A 14919-nucleotide genomic window follows, 5' to 3' on the forward strand; every position below is an offset into this window, starting at 1 on the left:
AGGTTACCTTATGCAACGAACATTACGAGTATTAGAGTACGATAAAATAAAAGAACAATTATTAAAACACGCATCTTCATCACTTGGTAAGGAACGAATTCGTAATTTAATGCCTAGTACTGATTACGAGGAAGTTGTGGAATTACATGAATCTACGGATGAGGCAGTAAAAGTTATTAGATTACGTGGGAATGTACCACTTGGTGGATTATCTGATATAAGAATGCAAGTTAAAAGAGCGGAAATTGGTGGCACTTTATCACCTTCTGAATTAATTGCAATATCAGGTGTTACGTATGCTGGAAGACAAATGATTCGTTTTATAGAGGGTCTATTAGAAAATGAAGTAGAAATCCCTTATTTAGAATCGTTAAGTAATCAAATCATTCCACTTTTAGAACTTGATAAAAACATTAAAGCTGCGATTGGCGATAATGGAGAAGTGTTAGACGATGCAAGTGTCACACTACGTTTAATACGCCAACAAGTTCGAACTGCTGAAAGTCGTATTCGAGAAAAATTAGAAAGTTTAACTAGAGGGAATAACGCTCAAAAAATGTTATCAGATTCGATTGTGACAATTCGTAATGATCGTTTTGTTATTCCGGTTAAACAAGAATATAGACATGTTTATGGTGGAATCGTTCACGACCAGTCATCTTCTGGACAAACATTGTTTATTGAGCCACAAGCTGTTGTTACATTAAATAATAATCTTCAAGAAGCGAAAGTAAAAGAAGAGCAAGAGATTGAAAAAATCTTGATGCAGCTTACAGGTGAAGTTGCGGAAGCTTCAACAGACCTTTTACAAAATGTTGAAATTTTAGCAGAAATGGACTTTTTATTTGCAAAAGCGAATTACTCTCACCATATAAAGGCTAGTAAACCAATTTTAAATAATGACAGATATTTTAAATTGAAAAAAGCGCGTCATCCGCTAATCCCAAGAGATATTGTTGTAGCCAATGATATTGAACTAGGTAAGGATTTTACTACTATTGTTATAACAGGACCAAATACAGGTGGTAAGACGGTTACCTTAAAGACAATCGGTATTTGCGTATTAATGACACAGTCAGGTTTACAAATTCCAACTCTTGATGGTTCAGAGATTTGCGTATTTGAGCAGGTATTTGCTGATATTGGTGATGAACAGTCAATTGAGCAAAGCTTAAGTACATTCTCATCTCATATGGTAAATATTGTTGATATTTTAAAGCATGTTAATCATAATAGCTTAGTTTTATTTGATGAGCTTGGAGCCGGAACTGACCCTCAAGAAGGGGCTGCTTTAGCTATTTCAATTCTTGATGAAGTAAGTGATTATGAGGCAAGGGTTGTTGCAACTACACACTATCCTGAACTAAAAGCCTATAGTTATAATCGAGAACATGTAATGAATGCAAGTGTAGAATTTGATGTTGAAACTTTAAGTCCAACTTATCGATTATTAATTGGTGTTCCAGGTAGAAGTAATGCATTTGAAATTTCGAGAAGATTAGGGTTATCTAATCATGTAATTGATAAAGCTAGAAACCATGTAAGTGAAGAAAGTAATGAAGTTGAAAATATGATTGCATCATTAGAAACGAGTCGAAAAGGTGCAGAATCCGAGTGGAAAGAAGCCGAAGACTACCGTAAAGAATCGGAACGTATTTTCAAAGATTTACAAAAGCAAATGATGGATTTCTATGAGCATCGTGATGATTTATATCGTGAAGCACAGGAAGAAGCGAAAAAGAGAATAAGAACTGCTCAACAAGAAGCTGAAGATATTATTAAAGAGCTTAGAGAGCTTAAAAACCTTGAATTATCTTCAATTAAGGATCATGAGTTAATTCAAGCTAGAACTCGATTAGAAGGTGCAATTCCATATGCTCCTAAGAAATCTGTGCCACAAGTTACACCGAAAAAACAAAGAAAACTTCGTGAAGGTGACGAAGTAAAAGTAATCAGCTTTAATCAAAAAGGTACACTGCTAGATCAAATAAGTGAAGGTGAGTGGCAAGTTCAACTTGGAATCATTAAAATGAAAGTAAAAGAAAATGATATTGAGTTCGTCAGCTCGCCAAAGGTTGTTAAAGAACGTACAGTTACAGCTGTTAAAGGAAAAGATTTTCATGTGAATCTTGAACTGGATTTAAGAGGCGAACGCTATGAAGACGCACTAATCCGTGTAGAAAAGTATATTGATGATGCAATACTAGCTGGTTATCCACGAATTAATATTATTCATGGAAAAGGTACAGGTGCATTAAGACAAGGTGTACAAGACTATTTAAAAAATCATCGATCCGTAAAATCCTATCGTTATGGTGCTGCATCTGAAGGCGGTATTGGAGTAACTGTAGTAGACTTAAAATAAACACAAGATTTATTCAGATTTAAAAGGGGATCAAAGATGGAAAAGTTGGCGAGAATATTATTTGTTGTATGTGGGATATTTCTACTAGTTGGAATTTTATATCTAACGGTAATTAAATAAATAAACAATGAGGTTTCCTTAATGATGTTTTCTCAATGTATTATGTAGATGATTAATCAAATGGACTACATAATATAGTGAGTAAAGGCATTGTTGAGTTAGCCTCTTTTTATTAGGCTCTTTTTATTTTTGTGGATTTTTCTCAAAGCAGAGCCTTTAAGAAAAAGGAGAAGGGTGAAGGAAAGTTTGAAAAAAGCTACAATTTTTGTCATCATCTTTGCGATCACTTTCTTATTTATCAGAATGTTTCAAGATGAATCAAAGAAATATCCAAAAAATCAAATAGAATATACAGTGCAAAAAGATATATTATATACAGAACCTGCCCGACTTCCTCAAACCTTTGATTTATACAAGTCAATCAATCAGCGTGGTCCATCACCTGCATTGATTTTTGTTCATGGCGGTTCATGGAAGCATGGTAGTAAGGAATTAAATAAAAGATGGAAAACTGTTTTTGAAGAAATTGTAAAAGAAGGCTATAGTGCAATTAGTATTGATTATACACTCTATTCAACGAAGGATTATTCTTATAATGATCCTGTCCGTGACGTAGAAACAGCTATTAACTTTGTTTATAAAAATGCAAAAAAACTTGGGATTGATCGGTCACAAATTGGTTTAGCGGGAGCTTCAGCCGGTGGTCATTTGGCGTTATTAACAGGGCTCAAAGCTGATATACAACCAAAGCTTAACTATATAATTGCATGGTATCCTATATCTGATTTAACAACGATGAATCAATCACCTTCTTCAAGAAGTACAGAGATTGTTGAAAGATTTATGAATAGTACAGCGGGGCAAATGGCAGATGAGTATAATAGGATGAGTCCTATTCAATATGTGAAACATGCAAAAATACCAATCTTTATCGTTCACGGCACAGGTGATACACTTGTACCATTTAGTCAATCTGAGGAATTCGCGCGTAAAAATCCAAAGATGGTCACTTTAATCGCTTTAGAACATGGTAATCATGGATTCACAAATCTGTCTATTCAAGCATCTACAAATGATACTATTAACTATTTAAAAGCAAGATTGAAAGAAAAAAAATAAAGTAGGTACGTTTGATGATCAATTTTTCTGAAATAAAACATATAACTGATGAACATTGGAAACTGTTATTATTGGCCGATCCATCAAGAGATATGGTGGAAAGTTATATAAAAGAAGGTAAAGTTTATATAATAATGGAGAATCGAAAAATTTTAGGCATCATTGTATTAGTTGAAAACAGTCCGAATGAAATAGAAATTAAGAACATAGCAGTTGACCCAAAATATCAGGGAAAAGGGTATGGAAGGAAGTTCCTTCAGTTTGCTATTTCAAAATCAAAGATGCTTGGTTATGAGAGGCTTGTGATTTGTACAGGTAATTCCAGTATTCATCAATTATCGTTATATCAAAATTGTGGTTTCCAAATAGTTGATACGATTTTTGACTTTTTTGTGCAAAACTATGAAGAAGAAATATGGGAAAATGGCATACAATGTAGGGACTTAATCAAGCTTGAGCAGTACTTATATTAAGAAAAGGAGCTACCAAAATAAAATGGTTGCTCCTTTTTTCTGTGCTCTTACTTCGTTATTCTACTTCTTCAATAAATGGTTTCACATACATTACATAAGTATCTCGGTCTTGGTCAACTTCGTTTGAAGTTTGCTCATAAACTTTACCATTGATTGTAATATAAGTTGATTGTAGCCAAGAGAATAAATCTAGCTCATCTCCACTTTCATAAAAGTGAATTTCATCAAATGAATGAACATCTCTAATTTCAATACCTAAAGGTCTTTTTAAATGATAATATGGAGTATTTTCTAATTCAGATTCAATGACTTCGATTACATATCGATCGTCTTCATGGTAGGAACCCTTATTTTCATACACAAAACCATTTAGAATAAAGTAATCGCAATGTCTTCTTGTAAAGATTTGGACTTTTGATAAAAAAGGAAAGTGATAAATCGGTCGTGTAAAATCACCATCAAGTAAGCGATATTCGAGAACAAATAGATTGTTTGTTTTAAACATTGTTCAAACTCCTTCATACTTTGTATATACATAAGATATAACACAGTTTAGGATATAAGAGTATGAATTTATTTCTTGAACAGGAGAACAACATGTCAAAAACAAAAGAATTAATGAAAAAAGTAGGTATTGCGCTTACAGGTGGAATCGCCATTAGTACGTTAACAAGCTGCGGATCTCAACCATCATTTGAACCAACTGAAGAAGTTTATTATGAGTCTAGTGATTCGATTGGTGAAACTGAACAATCGACTGACTCTTATGAAGAGGAAGTTTATGATGATGAGGTCTATGAAGAGGATGTTTACGAAGAAGAAGTATATGATGAAGAGGTCTATGAAGAAGGCGTTTACGAAGATGAAATCTATGAAGATTATACTTATTCTACTGAAGAAGTACCTTATGACGAAAATTGCGTTGATTGGACATTAGACGAAGAAGAGAATGTATGGATGTGTAATGATCAGTCAAGTTCTTATTATGGTAATTTTTTCTTTATGGGTACGTACTTTGCGACTAAAAATATGTTATATAGTAATAATCAATTTAAGGAATACAAATCAACTGGCATTGTAAGTGGAACAGGAACTTCATCATCAACCAAAAAAAGTGGATTTGGAAGTGGCGTATCAGGTGGATTTGGAGGGTAATTTTTACTTTTGTTAAAAATTAAGATTTCGTTAAAATTAATCATATATTTTATATACTTTGAGCGTATAGATAGTTTAGTATAAGAGAGAATGATTTTATTTCACGAAGAGGAGATCCGTATGTCAAAAACATCATTATTAATGAAAAAAGTTAGTATTGCACTAACTGGAGGACTTGCAGCAAGTACGTTAGCCGGCTGTGGTTCTACACAAACTATGAATATACCTGATCGACCGCAAGATGAGAATTGCCGTGATTGGGAATTTGATGATGACGAAGGTGTTTGGGTTTGTGATGATAATGATAGTTCTTACTATCGCAGTTATTATCATGGTGGAACATTTTATAAGTCGAAAAAATTATTGCATGGTAGTAGTTCATATAAAAGCTATAAATCTTCTAGCAACTTTGCAGGTGGAGGATCTTCATCAAAAAGCGGTTTTGGTAAAGGCTCATCTGGAGGCTTTGGTGGTTAAGGATGGACAATGCAGATTTAACAAAGCATCAGCGTCTTCGTAATGAATTGTTTCAAAGATTACCAGATTTTTGGGCAGATTTACAAAGCTCCTATTATGCACTTCTTGATATATACAAGTTTACAAAAGAAGAAGTAGATGAGATTCATATGATTACTGAGCAAATTGGGAGCATTTATGATAAAACAGCTCGTTTAATGAGGCAGCTTCCTGATGATGTTTTTTATATGCTCGGTTATTCAAAAGAGGTCATTCCTTACTTACGCCATAAGGCTATTGTAAGTGAAGGGATTATCAGAAGGATTGATCTTGTTCAAACAGAAAATGGTTGGAAGCATTATGAATGTAATAGTGATACACCTACATTTATTATGGAAACTCATCATGTTAACGGTTTTGTAGCGGATTATTTTAAAGTAAAGGATCCGAACAGTGAAAGTGAATTACAGTTATCTCAAGTGATAAATCAATTGATAAACAATTCGATTAGAGGACTTGAAAATCCAATCATTGTTTTTACAGCGCATGGTGATCATGAGGAAGATTGGAAAACAGCAAAGTACATTCAATCGCTTTATAAGGGTGAAAGCCAACTAATCAGTTTAGATAGTTTACAAATTATTGAGAATGATGGTCTATATACTCCAAGTGGAGAAAGGATCCATATTCTTTACCGTCAAACATATCCTATTGAGCATATGGAACTTGATAAATCAGTAGATGGAACAATGATTGGTCTTGCGTTACTAGATCTTGTTGAGACTGGCAAGTTAATTATGTTTAATCCTATTTCTGCATTTTTACTTCAATCTAAAGCGGTTCAAGCACTTATATGGAATTTACATGTCGACAATTCTGATGTGTTTACTGAAGAAGAACATGGCATAATTGAAAAATATTTTTTACCAACTTATTTAGAGCCAGATTATTTTATTGAACATCATATCGCGTATGTAGAGAAACCCGCATTTGGTCGGGAAGGGGATACTATTAAAATAATTGATGGTGAAAAAAATCAACATAGTCAACACAACACTTATCGCAATCAAGTTATGGTCTACCAAGAATTTTCACCATTACCTAAGAAAAAGGTCATGACGCCTGAAGGACTATTAGAATTACATATATTAGTAGGTAGCTTTTTAATTAAAGAAAACTACGGAGCAATTGGGATACGAGCGGGAAATATCATCACAGGTAACGAAAGCTGTTTCTTACCAGTAGGGATGATAGATGAGGCCAAAGAGAAATAAATAATATCAATTGGGAGATGAGAAATTTAATGGAAAGTATAGTAAGTACATTACTTTATTTAGGGTCAGGACTTTTAATTTTATTTATCGGATTTTTAGCATTTACTTTTACTACTAAAATGAATGAACAAAAATTAATTTTAGAGGATGGAAATATTGCTGTTGCACTAAAATTAGCTGGTAAGCTAGTTGGTTTAGCAATCGTCATTATGTCAGCTGCAAAATACTCTGTTGATATTAGTGATTTCATTATTTGGAGCTTTATCGGAGTGATTGCACAAATGATTACATATTGGATTGCAGAATTTCTTTTGTTTCCAAAAATCTCTTTTGCTAAAAAAGTCGAAGAAGGAAATATTGCTGTGGCAATCTTATTATTTACATTAAGTGTAACTGTTGGTTTATTAATTTCAGGAAGTATTTCATATTAATTTACGATTAAAGGAAAAAACAACGAGACATTTTCGTAGTTTTTCCTTTTTTTTCTATCTGATAACAGATAAATTAAGTATAAGTAGGACTAGCCACCTCCTTTGTGGGAGGAACATGACTATCGCAATTTTTAGGGGGGCTTATGATGATAAATGGAGATAGAATATTATTAAGGGATATAAATAAAAACGATTGGTCTGATGTTCATCAGTATGCTTCCCAAGCAATTGTTTGTAAATATCAACCATGGGGACCAAATACAATAAAGGAATCTCAAACTTTTGTTAATGAGGCAGTAATTGATTTGAAAAAAAGTCCTAGAACAAGATTTGTATTTGCGATTATCGTGAAACAAACAGAAAAGTTGATTGGTGTCATCGAATTAAATATTAGAGATGAAATCAATAGAAAGAGCGAAGTGGGATATATTATTCATCCAGATTACTGGGGGCAAGGCTTTGCAACTGAAGCTGCTAAACTGATTGTTAATTATAGTTTTACTCAGCTAAACATGCATCGAATTTATGCAACATGTGATCCAAGAAATATCGAATCCTCAAAGGTATTAGAAAAAATAGGGATGACCTTAGAAGGGAGAATGAGACAAGACCTATTATTAAAAGATGGCTGGCGTGATTCACTGTTATACAGTATTTTAGAACACGAATGGCAATGAATTAAATACACTACTTCCATATTGAAGTAGTGTATTTTTTGTCTATACATTCGAATAACGTTTTGAAAGCTTTTCTTTATGGCTTTTGAATACTTCCTCTAATGGTATTTCATATTTATTTGCAATGATAATTAAGTTACCTAGCACATCACCTAATTCTTCTATTAACTCTTGTTTATTCTCCTCAAATGAATTAGTAGCTTCATCCGGTCGATCTCTACCAATCTCTAATGCTCGTATTGCCCGCGCAACTTCACCAGTTTCCTCGGCTAAAAATCCAATCCGAATAAATATATCTAAATCGGACCAACCTCTAGTTTTATAATAATCCTTTATCCATTCCTGAAATTCATTTACGTTCATAATTTCCCACCTTTTAAGTATTTTCATATTCATTTTAACAAAAGAAATGAAAATGAATATATTTCAAAATACCTAGTGCATATGCTAATGAGATAGAGGAATTTTCTATATTGTTTTAGAAAAAAGAACATAATAAATATTTCCTAATTCTTTCACTGTTTTTACATATTTTACCTTTTATTAAAAAAGGATTAAAGGTATGCTTAATATGTACAAAATTAATAGATAAATAGAAACAAAAAATGGAGTCGAGTGTAAGGGAGGAAAATGTATGACATTAGAAGTAAAACAGCTGTCTAAATCGTTTGGTGAGACAAATGCAGTTAATCAATTGTCATTAAATTTGCCAACAGGTAGAGTACTAGGTTTATTAGGGAGAAATGGTGCTGGTAAAACGACTACAATTAAAATGCTTTTAGGATTACTAACGCCAACAAGCGGTGAAATGACTTGGAATGGTACAACATTCCATTCTTCAAAAGTAAAAATTGGTTATTTACCAGAAGAAAGAGGTTTATATACAAAAAGTAAGGTAGTTGATCAACTTAGGTATTTTGGTAAATTAGAAGGGATGTCACAAAAAGAGGTTGATGAAGCGATCACTTATTGGTTAGAACGTTTAGAAATTCCACATTATCGTCATAAAAAAGCTGGAGAGCTTTCAAAAGGTAATCAGCAAAAAATTCAATTAATCGTTACATTACTACATAATCCTGAATTAATTATTTTAGATGAACCATTTAGTGGATTAGATCCTGTTAATGCTGAATTAATGGCCTCTATTATCACTGAAGAAATTAATAAAGGGAAGACAATTGTATTATCTAGTCATCGTATGGATCAGGTTGAAGCATTCTGTGAATACGTTTGTATTTTGAAAAATGGTGATGTCGTAGCAGAAGGTAACTTAAATAAATTAAAAGAAGAGTACGGGTATCGTAATTTAATAGTTGAGGATACCGAACCAATTAAATCGGTATTAAATACAAACCAAATTGATTTTGAGAGAAAACAGCAAGGAATCTACGTAAAAGTAAAAACTGAAGAAGAGGCATTTACGATTTTAAATTTAATTAAGTCTGAAACAGGTTCAATTCGTAAGTTTCAATTATTAGAGCCGACATTAAACGATATCTTTATTGAGAGGGCGAGATAAATGAAAAAATTTAAAACTGTCTTTTTCTTTCATTTACGTGAAGGGCTACTTGCAAAAGCAACACTCATTATGAGTGCGATTCTGTTTGTATTAGTCGTCGGAATGCTTGGTTTACAAAAATATATGGCATCCTCAGAACAAAATGAAGAAAAAGATAAAATTGTGATCATAAATGAGTCAACACAATATTCAATAGATGAAACAGTATTAAACCAGTCACTAAAAACAGCTACATTAAAACAAGTTAATTCATCAAAATTTGAAGAAGTGAAAAAGGAAGTTAATGATGAATCAAAAGACGGTTTAATTGTTATTTCTGAAAAAAATAATATTCCTGTTATCAACTATACATATAAGAATTTTGCTAATAATGAAGTTCTATCAATCATTAGTAGTACAATGCAGCAAAATTACTTAAATAAAACATCTCAAGATCTTAAACTATCTTTAGAAGCAGCTACAAAATTACTACAAAATGTTGAAGTAAATGAAGAAGTACTGAAAGACCCTATGGCTACATTTGGAATTGCGTACTTTTTCGGATTTTTATTATATCTATTTTTAATCGTATATGGTAATTCAATTGCTACTGGAATTGTTGCAGAAAAATCATCAAGAGTAATGGAAGTACTATTGCCTAAGGTAAATCCAGTGATGACTTTATATGGAAGAGTATTTGCTGTATTTTGCGTAGCATTTGTTCAATTAGTTGTAATAGGGTTAGGGTTCTTATTTGCGTATCTTGTAGGGTTCGTAAATCTAGATAATTTATCTCTGTTTGGAATGGAGATTGATTTAGACTCACTAAACATAACGACTATAATAGCGTTTATTGTTTATTTCCTACTAGGTTATTTAATTTATGGTTTACTGTATGCTGCAATTGGATCTGTTGTATCAAGAACAGAAGAACTTCAAACAGTCTTGATGCCAGTTACATTTTTACTGATTGGTGCATTCTTCATCAGTATTAATGCATTAGTGAATCCTAATGGTACTTTTGTACAAATCAGTTCATACATTCCATTCTTTGCACCACTTGTTGCATTTTCTCGATTTGTATCAGGTGAAATGAATTTTATTGAAGTCAGTGCAAGTATTTTAATCTTAATCATCACAGTCTTCATTTTAACGAAAATCGCGAGCCGTATTTATGTAAACGGAGTAATGTACTATAGCGACAAAGTAAAATGGAAAGACGTTGCTCGTCTCTTAAAAAGACAATAATGTAAATAGTTAATAGATTGATCAGGTACTCCTCATTTGGTGGCAAGCGTCCACAATCTAATGAGGAGTATTTTTTATAGAAACTTTTGGGTGGTGCTTATAGTACGGCGTTACCTATTCTTCAACTTCCACATAAAAACGACTGTCTAGAAAAAGACAGTCGTTTATGTTTATAATGTTGATTGATTTTGTGGAATCTTGGCAATTAAATCTGAATATGCATCTTGTATTTTTTGAGTGATTACACCACGTTTTCCAGTTCCTAAAGCATATGTTTTTTCATCAAGTAAAACTGAAACGATTGGCATGATTTCTGCTGTCGTTGAAGATGTAAATGCTTCATCAGCATTTAGGAATTCATCAATTGTAAATGCCGTTTCTTTAATTGGAATTCCTTCTTTTTTAGCAATATCTATGATGACTCTTCTAGTTATACCATTTAAGATTAAGTTGTTTGCCGGATGAGTATATAAAGTTCCGTCTTTTACGATAAATACATTTGTCGAAGAGCCTTCAGTGATGATTCCATCCCTATGCAATACTGCTTCTTTTGCTCCTTTTTCATGAGCTTTATTTTTAGCAAGGACACTACCTAATAAGTTTAAACTTTTAATATCGCAAAGTAACCATCTTATATCATCTGTTACATGCACTGTAATTCCTTGTTCCATTAGTTTTAATGGGCGCTTTTCTTCCTTAACGGTATAAGCAACTAATTGAGGTTTTAAATCAAGTTGGTCTCGGTATATATGATTTCTGTCCATTACACCTCTAGTAATCTGTATATATACATAACCAGTACTGTAATCACATGTGTTCATTAAATAGACTAAATCACTTTCAAGCTTCTTTAAATGCATTTTGAAAGGTATATTGATTTTTTCACAGCTTTCTTTCAAACGGATTAAATGAGCTTCTAATTCAAAATAGGCATGATCGTAAAAACGAACTACTTCATAAACTCCATCGCCAAACTGATAACCACGATCTAAAATATTTACATTTGCTGATTTTAAATCGACAATTCGGTTATTTAATAGCACTTTCGTTTTCATGTGGTTTGCACTCCTTTACAAATGAAAATCTTGTAATCTACAATTCAAATTATTTTTTTAAATAGTTAGATATTTTGTGTTACATTCAATATAACATATGTTCATAAAATAATTTGTAAAAAGGGGAGAGAAGGATGAAAATTTTAGTTTTAGGAGCAAGCGGCTTAGTAGGGAAGGCATTATTGGAGGAATTATCGTCTACTTTCGATGTTTATGGTACATATAATCGAACAAAATTAGGCATTAATGATGATCATCAGCTTCAATGGAATATTACAGATAGTAAGAGAATTTTAGATTGGATTGATGAAATTACTCCTCATATTATTATTTCATGCTTAAGAGGCGAATTTGACATTCAGTTAGAAGTACACAAGCAAATCATTCAAAAAATTAAATCCACAAAAACAAAGCTATTATTTTGTTCCACAACAAATGTGTTTGATGGAGACATTACAAAGCATCATGACGAAAACGACACGCCTTTAGCTACATCAGATTATGGTCAATTTAAAATTGAATGTGAAAAATTAATACAAAGCGAGTTAGGTCCGCAAGGTGTAATTCTTAGATTACCAATGGTTTGGGGAAAAAATTCACCTAGATTAAATGAAATCAAGGATAAAATTGCGAATCAACTTGAAGTAGAAGCATACGAAAATATTTATTTAAACCACGCATCAGATCAGAGAATCTCTAAACAAATCCGTTCTATTATTGAAAATGATTTGACTGGCATTTTTCATTTAGCTACCACTGATATAGAGTCACAGTATTCTTTTATTTGTAAACTTGTACAATCTCTTGATACAGAGGGAAAAGTGAAAGCGCTCAAAGTTGAAGAGGTAGAACAATACAATTTTGGATTGGTCATTAATCGTACAGATTTACCTATTCATTTTACATATGATAATCATCAACTGATTAGTGAAATCGTATAGGAGCCTGTTTTTGAATTGAATAAATTAATAATGTAGGGAGATAAAAGATTAAATTTTCTTAATATTTTGATTGTATAGGGATAATAAGTATCATATACTAATTTTAGTATGAACCTACTATAAAATACTGGTGGTGAATGGTATGGAGGAACTAAAAGCAAAACCTTGGGTGAGTCAATATCCAGAGCAGATACCTACTACATTAGAGAGTGATTTTGAACTTCTTCCTATATATTTAAAAAAGACAGCCACAGAATACCCAAATAAGAAAGCGCTTAACTTCCTTGGGAAAGAGATGACATTTAAAGAAATTTATGTGCAATCTCTTAGATTTGCAAATTATTTGAGAAATTTAGGAATTAAAAAAGGTGATCGTGTAGCAATAATGCTACCAAATAGTCCACAGGCGGTAATTGCATATTACGGAATTCTGTTCGCAGATGCCATTATTGTACAAACGAATCCACTTTATACTGAACGTGAACTTGAATATCAAATGAATGACAGTGGTGCTACCGCTATTATTTGCTTAGATTTATTGATTAATAGAGTCCATTCAGTCAAAAATAATACGAAACTTAAACATATCTTTGTTACCTCAGTTAGAGATTATTTACCAATCATAAAAAAAGTATTATATCCACTTTCAAAGCAACCAAAAGCACCTGAAATACCAAATGATCCATCAATCCATCAATTTAATTATATTATGAAAATATCTGCACCTGTTGAATTAGAGCTTACAAACAGTAGTGTAGATGATGTAGCAATTCTTCAATATACAGGTGGTACGACTGGTTTTCCAAAAGGTGTTATGTTGACGCATAAAAATTTAGCCTCAAACACGTTAATGTCAGAAAAGTGGTTATATAAGAGTCGTAAAGGGGAAGAAAAAATCCTTACTGTATTACCATTTTTCCACGTATACGGTATGACGGCTTGTATGAATTTATCAATTATGTGTGCATATGAAATGATTATTATACCGAGGTTCGACGCGTCACTCATGTTAGAAGCAATTAAGAAATATCGTCCAACATTGTTTCCGGGTGCACCTACAATGTATATTGCTTTATTAAATCATCCTGATCTATCAAAAACTGATATTTCATGTATCCATTCATGTTTAAGTGGGTCGGCAGCACTACCTGTAGAAGTTCAGGAACAATTTGAAAAAGTTACTGGTGGAAAGCTGGTAGAAGGTTATGGATTATCAGAAGCTTCTCCAGTTACTCATAGTAATTTTTTATGGGATAGACGAGTTTCAGGAAGTATTGGAGTTCCTTGGCCAAGTACTGATGCCAAGATCGTATCTATGGAAACAGGTGAAGAATTACCTGTTCGAGAAATTGGTGAGTTAATTGTTTCCGGTCCTCAAGTAATGAAGGGGTATTGGAATAGACCTGAGGAAACGGCTGCAACATTAAAAGACGGATGGTTATATACTGGCGATTTAGGCTATATGGATGAAGATGGATTCTTCTATATCGTTGATCGCAAAAAAGACATGATTATTGCAGGCGGATTTAATGTATATCCAAGAGATGTGGAAGAAGTTTTATACGAACATGAAGCAGTCCAAGAAACTGTTGTAATTGGCGTTCCAGACCCATACCGAGGTGAGACTGTTAAAGCATTTATTGTTTTAAAAGAAGGTAAGACAGTTACAGAAAGTGAGCTAGATGAATTTTCGCGAAAATACTTGGCTGCATATAAAGTTCCAAGACAATATGAGTTTAGAAAAGAACTTCCAAAGACTGCAATTGGAAAGATTTTAAGAAGACAATTAGTGGAAGAAGAAAAACAAAGAAATGCTAAAGAAAACACTGAAGAAAAACTTTCTTAAATGATGATAAAGGGATGTAGACCTTACATCCCTCTAACTGTTATCAAATACTTTGACTACATACTTTTTTATATAGCGGCTCTAATCTAAAATGATGGACGGTTGGGACAACACTTGCCCCGCGGTTAGAAAGAGAGACCTGTTTGTCTTTCATTAACGCAATCTTAGTTAAAACAGAATAGCCTTTCGAAGTTTCAAGAATTGTGAATCTAGACGAATTTGTCTGAGAAAAAATGGTAAACTATTTGTATGGGAATTTTTAGAATTTAGTAAAGAATTGAAGGTAACGAATGGGAAATCTTCAGTCAAATAAATGATAAA

Annotated in this window: 15 protein-coding genes; 12 read left to right on the forward strand and 3 right to left on the reverse strand. The window is 32.7% G+C overall.

Annotated elements, in window-relative coordinates:
- Positions 1-10: 10 nt before the first annotated feature.
- The 3 genes from CAB05_RS19890 to CAB05_RS19900 all read left to right on the forward strand — a co-directional run bounded on the left by CAB05_RS19890 (position 11) and on the right by CAB05_RS19900 (position 4017).
- On the forward strand, positions 11-2365 hold the full coding sequence (locus CAB05_RS19890) for an endonuclease MutS2 (RefSeq protein ID WP_088003542.1): 2355 nt from the start codon (positions 11-13) through the stop codon (positions 2363-2365).
- A 306-nt stretch (positions 2366-2671) separates the two neighbouring features.
- On the forward strand, positions 2672-3544 hold the full coding sequence (locus tag CAB05_RS19895; protein WP_142283141.1) for an alpha/beta hydrolase: 873 nt from the start codon (positions 2672-2674) through the stop codon (positions 3542-3544).
- 14 nt (positions 3545-3558) lie between these two features.
- On the forward strand, positions 3559-4017 hold the full coding sequence (locus tag CAB05_RS19900) for a GNAT family N-acetyltransferase (protein ID WP_088003546.1): 459 nt from the start codon (positions 3559-3561) through the stop codon (positions 4015-4017).
- 55 nt (positions 4018-4072) lie between these two features.
- On the opposite strand, the gene CAB05_RS19905 is transcribed toward CAB05_RS19900, so the two are convergent.
- A complete protein-coding gene (locus tag CAB05_RS19905) occupies positions 4073-4522 on the reverse strand; it encodes a hypothetical protein (protein ID WP_088003547.1) in 450 nt (149 codons plus the stop codon).
- A 92-nt stretch (positions 4523-4614) separates the two neighbouring features.
- Here CAB05_RS19905 and CAB05_RS19910 point away from each other — a divergent pair, with 92 nt between their 5' ends.
- The 5 genes from CAB05_RS19910 (at position 4615) to CAB05_RS19930 (ending at position 8010) form a co-directional block, all read left to right on the forward strand.
- On the forward strand, positions 4615-5172 hold the full coding sequence (locus tag CAB05_RS19910; RefSeq protein ID WP_088003549.1) for a hypothetical protein: 558 nt from the start codon (positions 4615-4617) through the stop codon (positions 5170-5172).
- A 120-nt stretch (positions 5173-5292) separates the two neighbouring features.
- A complete protein-coding gene (locus CAB05_RS19915) occupies positions 5293-5649 on the forward strand; it encodes a hypothetical protein (protein ID WP_088003552.1) in 357 nt (118 codons plus the stop codon).
- 2 nt (positions 5650-5651) lie between these two features.
- Positions 5652-6902: a glutathionylspermidine synthase family protein gene (locus tag CAB05_RS19920; protein WP_088003555.1), complete on the forward strand. Its 1251-nt coding sequence runs from the start codon at positions 5652-5654 to the stop codon at positions 6900-6902.
- 29 nt (positions 6903-6931) lie between these two features.
- Positions 6932-7333 carry a DUF350 domain-containing protein gene (locus CAB05_RS19925; RefSeq protein WP_158093320.1) on the forward strand — a complete coding sequence of 134 codons (402 nt, stop codon included), beginning with the start codon at positions 6932-6934 and terminating at the stop codon, positions 7331-7333.
- Between the two features lie 146 nt (positions 7334-7479).
- Positions 7480-8010, forward strand: a complete 531-nt coding sequence (locus CAB05_RS19930; RefSeq protein WP_308464595.1) for a GNAT family N-acetyltransferase — start codon at positions 7480-7482, stop codon at positions 8008-8010.
- A 42-nt stretch (positions 8011-8052) separates the two neighbouring features.
- On the opposite strand, the gene CAB05_RS19935 is transcribed toward CAB05_RS19930, so the two are convergent.
- Positions 8053-8373, reverse strand: a complete 321-nt coding sequence (locus tag CAB05_RS19935; protein WP_088003564.1) for a MazG nucleotide pyrophosphohydrolase domain-containing protein — start codon at positions 8371-8373, stop codon at positions 8053-8055.
- A gap of 271 nt (positions 8374-8644) precedes the next feature.
- On the opposite strand from CAB05_RS19935, the gene CAB05_RS19940 reads away from it, so the two are divergent.
- Together CAB05_RS19940 and CAB05_RS19945 are read left to right on the forward strand one after the other, a co-directional pair.
- Positions 8645-9529: an ABC transporter ATP-binding protein gene (locus CAB05_RS19940; protein ID WP_088003567.1), complete on the forward strand. Its 885-nt coding sequence runs from the start codon at positions 8645-8647 to the stop codon at positions 9527-9529.
- Positions 9530-10756, forward strand: a complete 1227-nt coding sequence (locus CAB05_RS19945) for an ABC transporter permease (RefSeq protein ID WP_088003570.1) — start codon at positions 9530-9532, stop codon at positions 10754-10756.
- 170 nt (positions 10757-10926) lie between these two features.
- Here CAB05_RS19945 and dat read toward each other — a convergent pair whose 3' ends face one another.
- Positions 10927-11811: a D-amino-acid transaminase gene (gene dat / locus CAB05_RS19950; protein ID WP_088003572.1), complete on the reverse strand. Its 885-nt coding sequence runs from the start codon at positions 11809-11811 to the stop codon at positions 10927-10929.
- 134 nt (positions 11812-11945) lie between these two features.
- On the opposite strand from dat, the gene CAB05_RS19955 reads away from it, so the two are divergent.
- Together CAB05_RS19955 and CAB05_RS19960 are read left to right on the forward strand one after the other, a co-directional pair.
- Positions 11946-12752: a sugar nucleotide-binding protein gene (locus CAB05_RS19955; RefSeq protein WP_088003575.1), complete on the forward strand. Its 807-nt coding sequence runs from the start codon at positions 11946-11948 to the stop codon at positions 12750-12752.
- A gap of 142 nt (positions 12753-12894) precedes the next feature.
- Positions 12895-14598, forward strand: coding sequence for a long-chain-fatty-acid--CoA ligase (locus CAB05_RS19960; RefSeq protein ID WP_088003577.1), 1704 nt, complete (start codon positions 12895-12897; stop codon positions 14596-14598).
- Positions 14599-14919 lie beyond the last annotated feature (321 nt).

The organism is Gottfriedia solisilvae, assembly GCF_002128405.1.
GTDB classification, from domain to species: Bacteria; Bacillota; Bacilli; order Bacillales; family Bacillaceae_G; genus Gottfriedia; species Gottfriedia solisilvae.

What these genes read in the sequence shown, in the direction of transcription:
- CAB05_RS19925 (WP_158093320.1), top strand. Translation starts at nt 6,932, where the DNA reads ATGGAAAGTATAGTAAGTACATTACTTTATTTAGGGTCAGGACTTTTA.
- CAB05_RS19930 (WP_308464595.1), top strand. Translation starts at nt 7,480, where the DNA reads ATGATAAATGGAGATAGAATATTATTAAGGGATATAAATAAAAACGAT.
- CAB05_RS19905 (WP_088003547.1), bottom strand. Translation starts at nt 4,522, where the DNA reads ATGTTTAAAACAAACAATCTATTTGTTCTCGAATATCGCTTACTTGAT.
- CAB05_RS19915 (WP_088003552.1), top strand. Translation starts at nt 5,293, where the DNA reads ATGTCAAAAACATCATTATTAATGAAAAAAGTTAGTATTGCACTAACT.
- dat (WP_088003572.1), bottom strand. Translation starts at nt 11,811, where the DNA reads ATGAAAACGAAAGTGCTATTAAATAACCGAATTGTCGATTTAAAATCA.
- CAB05_RS19940 (WP_088003567.1), top strand. Translation starts at nt 8,645, where the DNA reads ATGACATTAGAAGTAAAACAGCTGTCTAAATCGTTTGGTGAGACAAAT.
- CAB05_RS19960 (WP_088003577.1), top strand. Translation starts at nt 12,895, where the DNA reads ATGGAGGAACTAAAAGCAAAACCTTGGGTGAGTCAATATCCAGAGCAG.
- CAB05_RS19955 (WP_088003575.1), top strand. Translation starts at nt 11,946, where the DNA reads ATGAAAATTTTAGTTTTAGGAGCAAGCGGCTTAGTAGGGAAGGCATTA.
- CAB05_RS19890 (WP_088003542.1), top strand. Translation starts at nt 11, where the DNA reads ATGCAACGAACATTACGAGTATTAGAGTACGATAAAATAAAAGAACAA.
- CAB05_RS19935 (WP_088003564.1), bottom strand. Translation starts at nt 8,373, where the DNA reads ATGAACGTAAATGAATTTCAGGAATGGATAAAGGATTATTATAAAACT.
- CAB05_RS19945 (WP_088003570.1), top strand. Translation starts at nt 9,530, where the DNA reads ATGAAAAAATTTAAAACTGTCTTTTTCTTTCATTTACGTGAAGGGCTA.
- CAB05_RS19910 (WP_088003549.1), top strand. Translation starts at nt 4,615, where the DNA reads ATGTCAAAAACAAAAGAATTAATGAAAAAAGTAGGTATTGCGCTTACA.
- CAB05_RS19920 (WP_088003555.1), top strand. Translation starts at nt 5,652, where the DNA reads ATGGACAATGCAGATTTAACAAAGCATCAGCGTCTTCGTAATGAATTG.
- CAB05_RS19900 (WP_088003546.1), top strand. Translation starts at nt 3,559, where the DNA reads ATGATCAATTTTTCTGAAATAAAACATATAACTGATGAACATTGGAAA.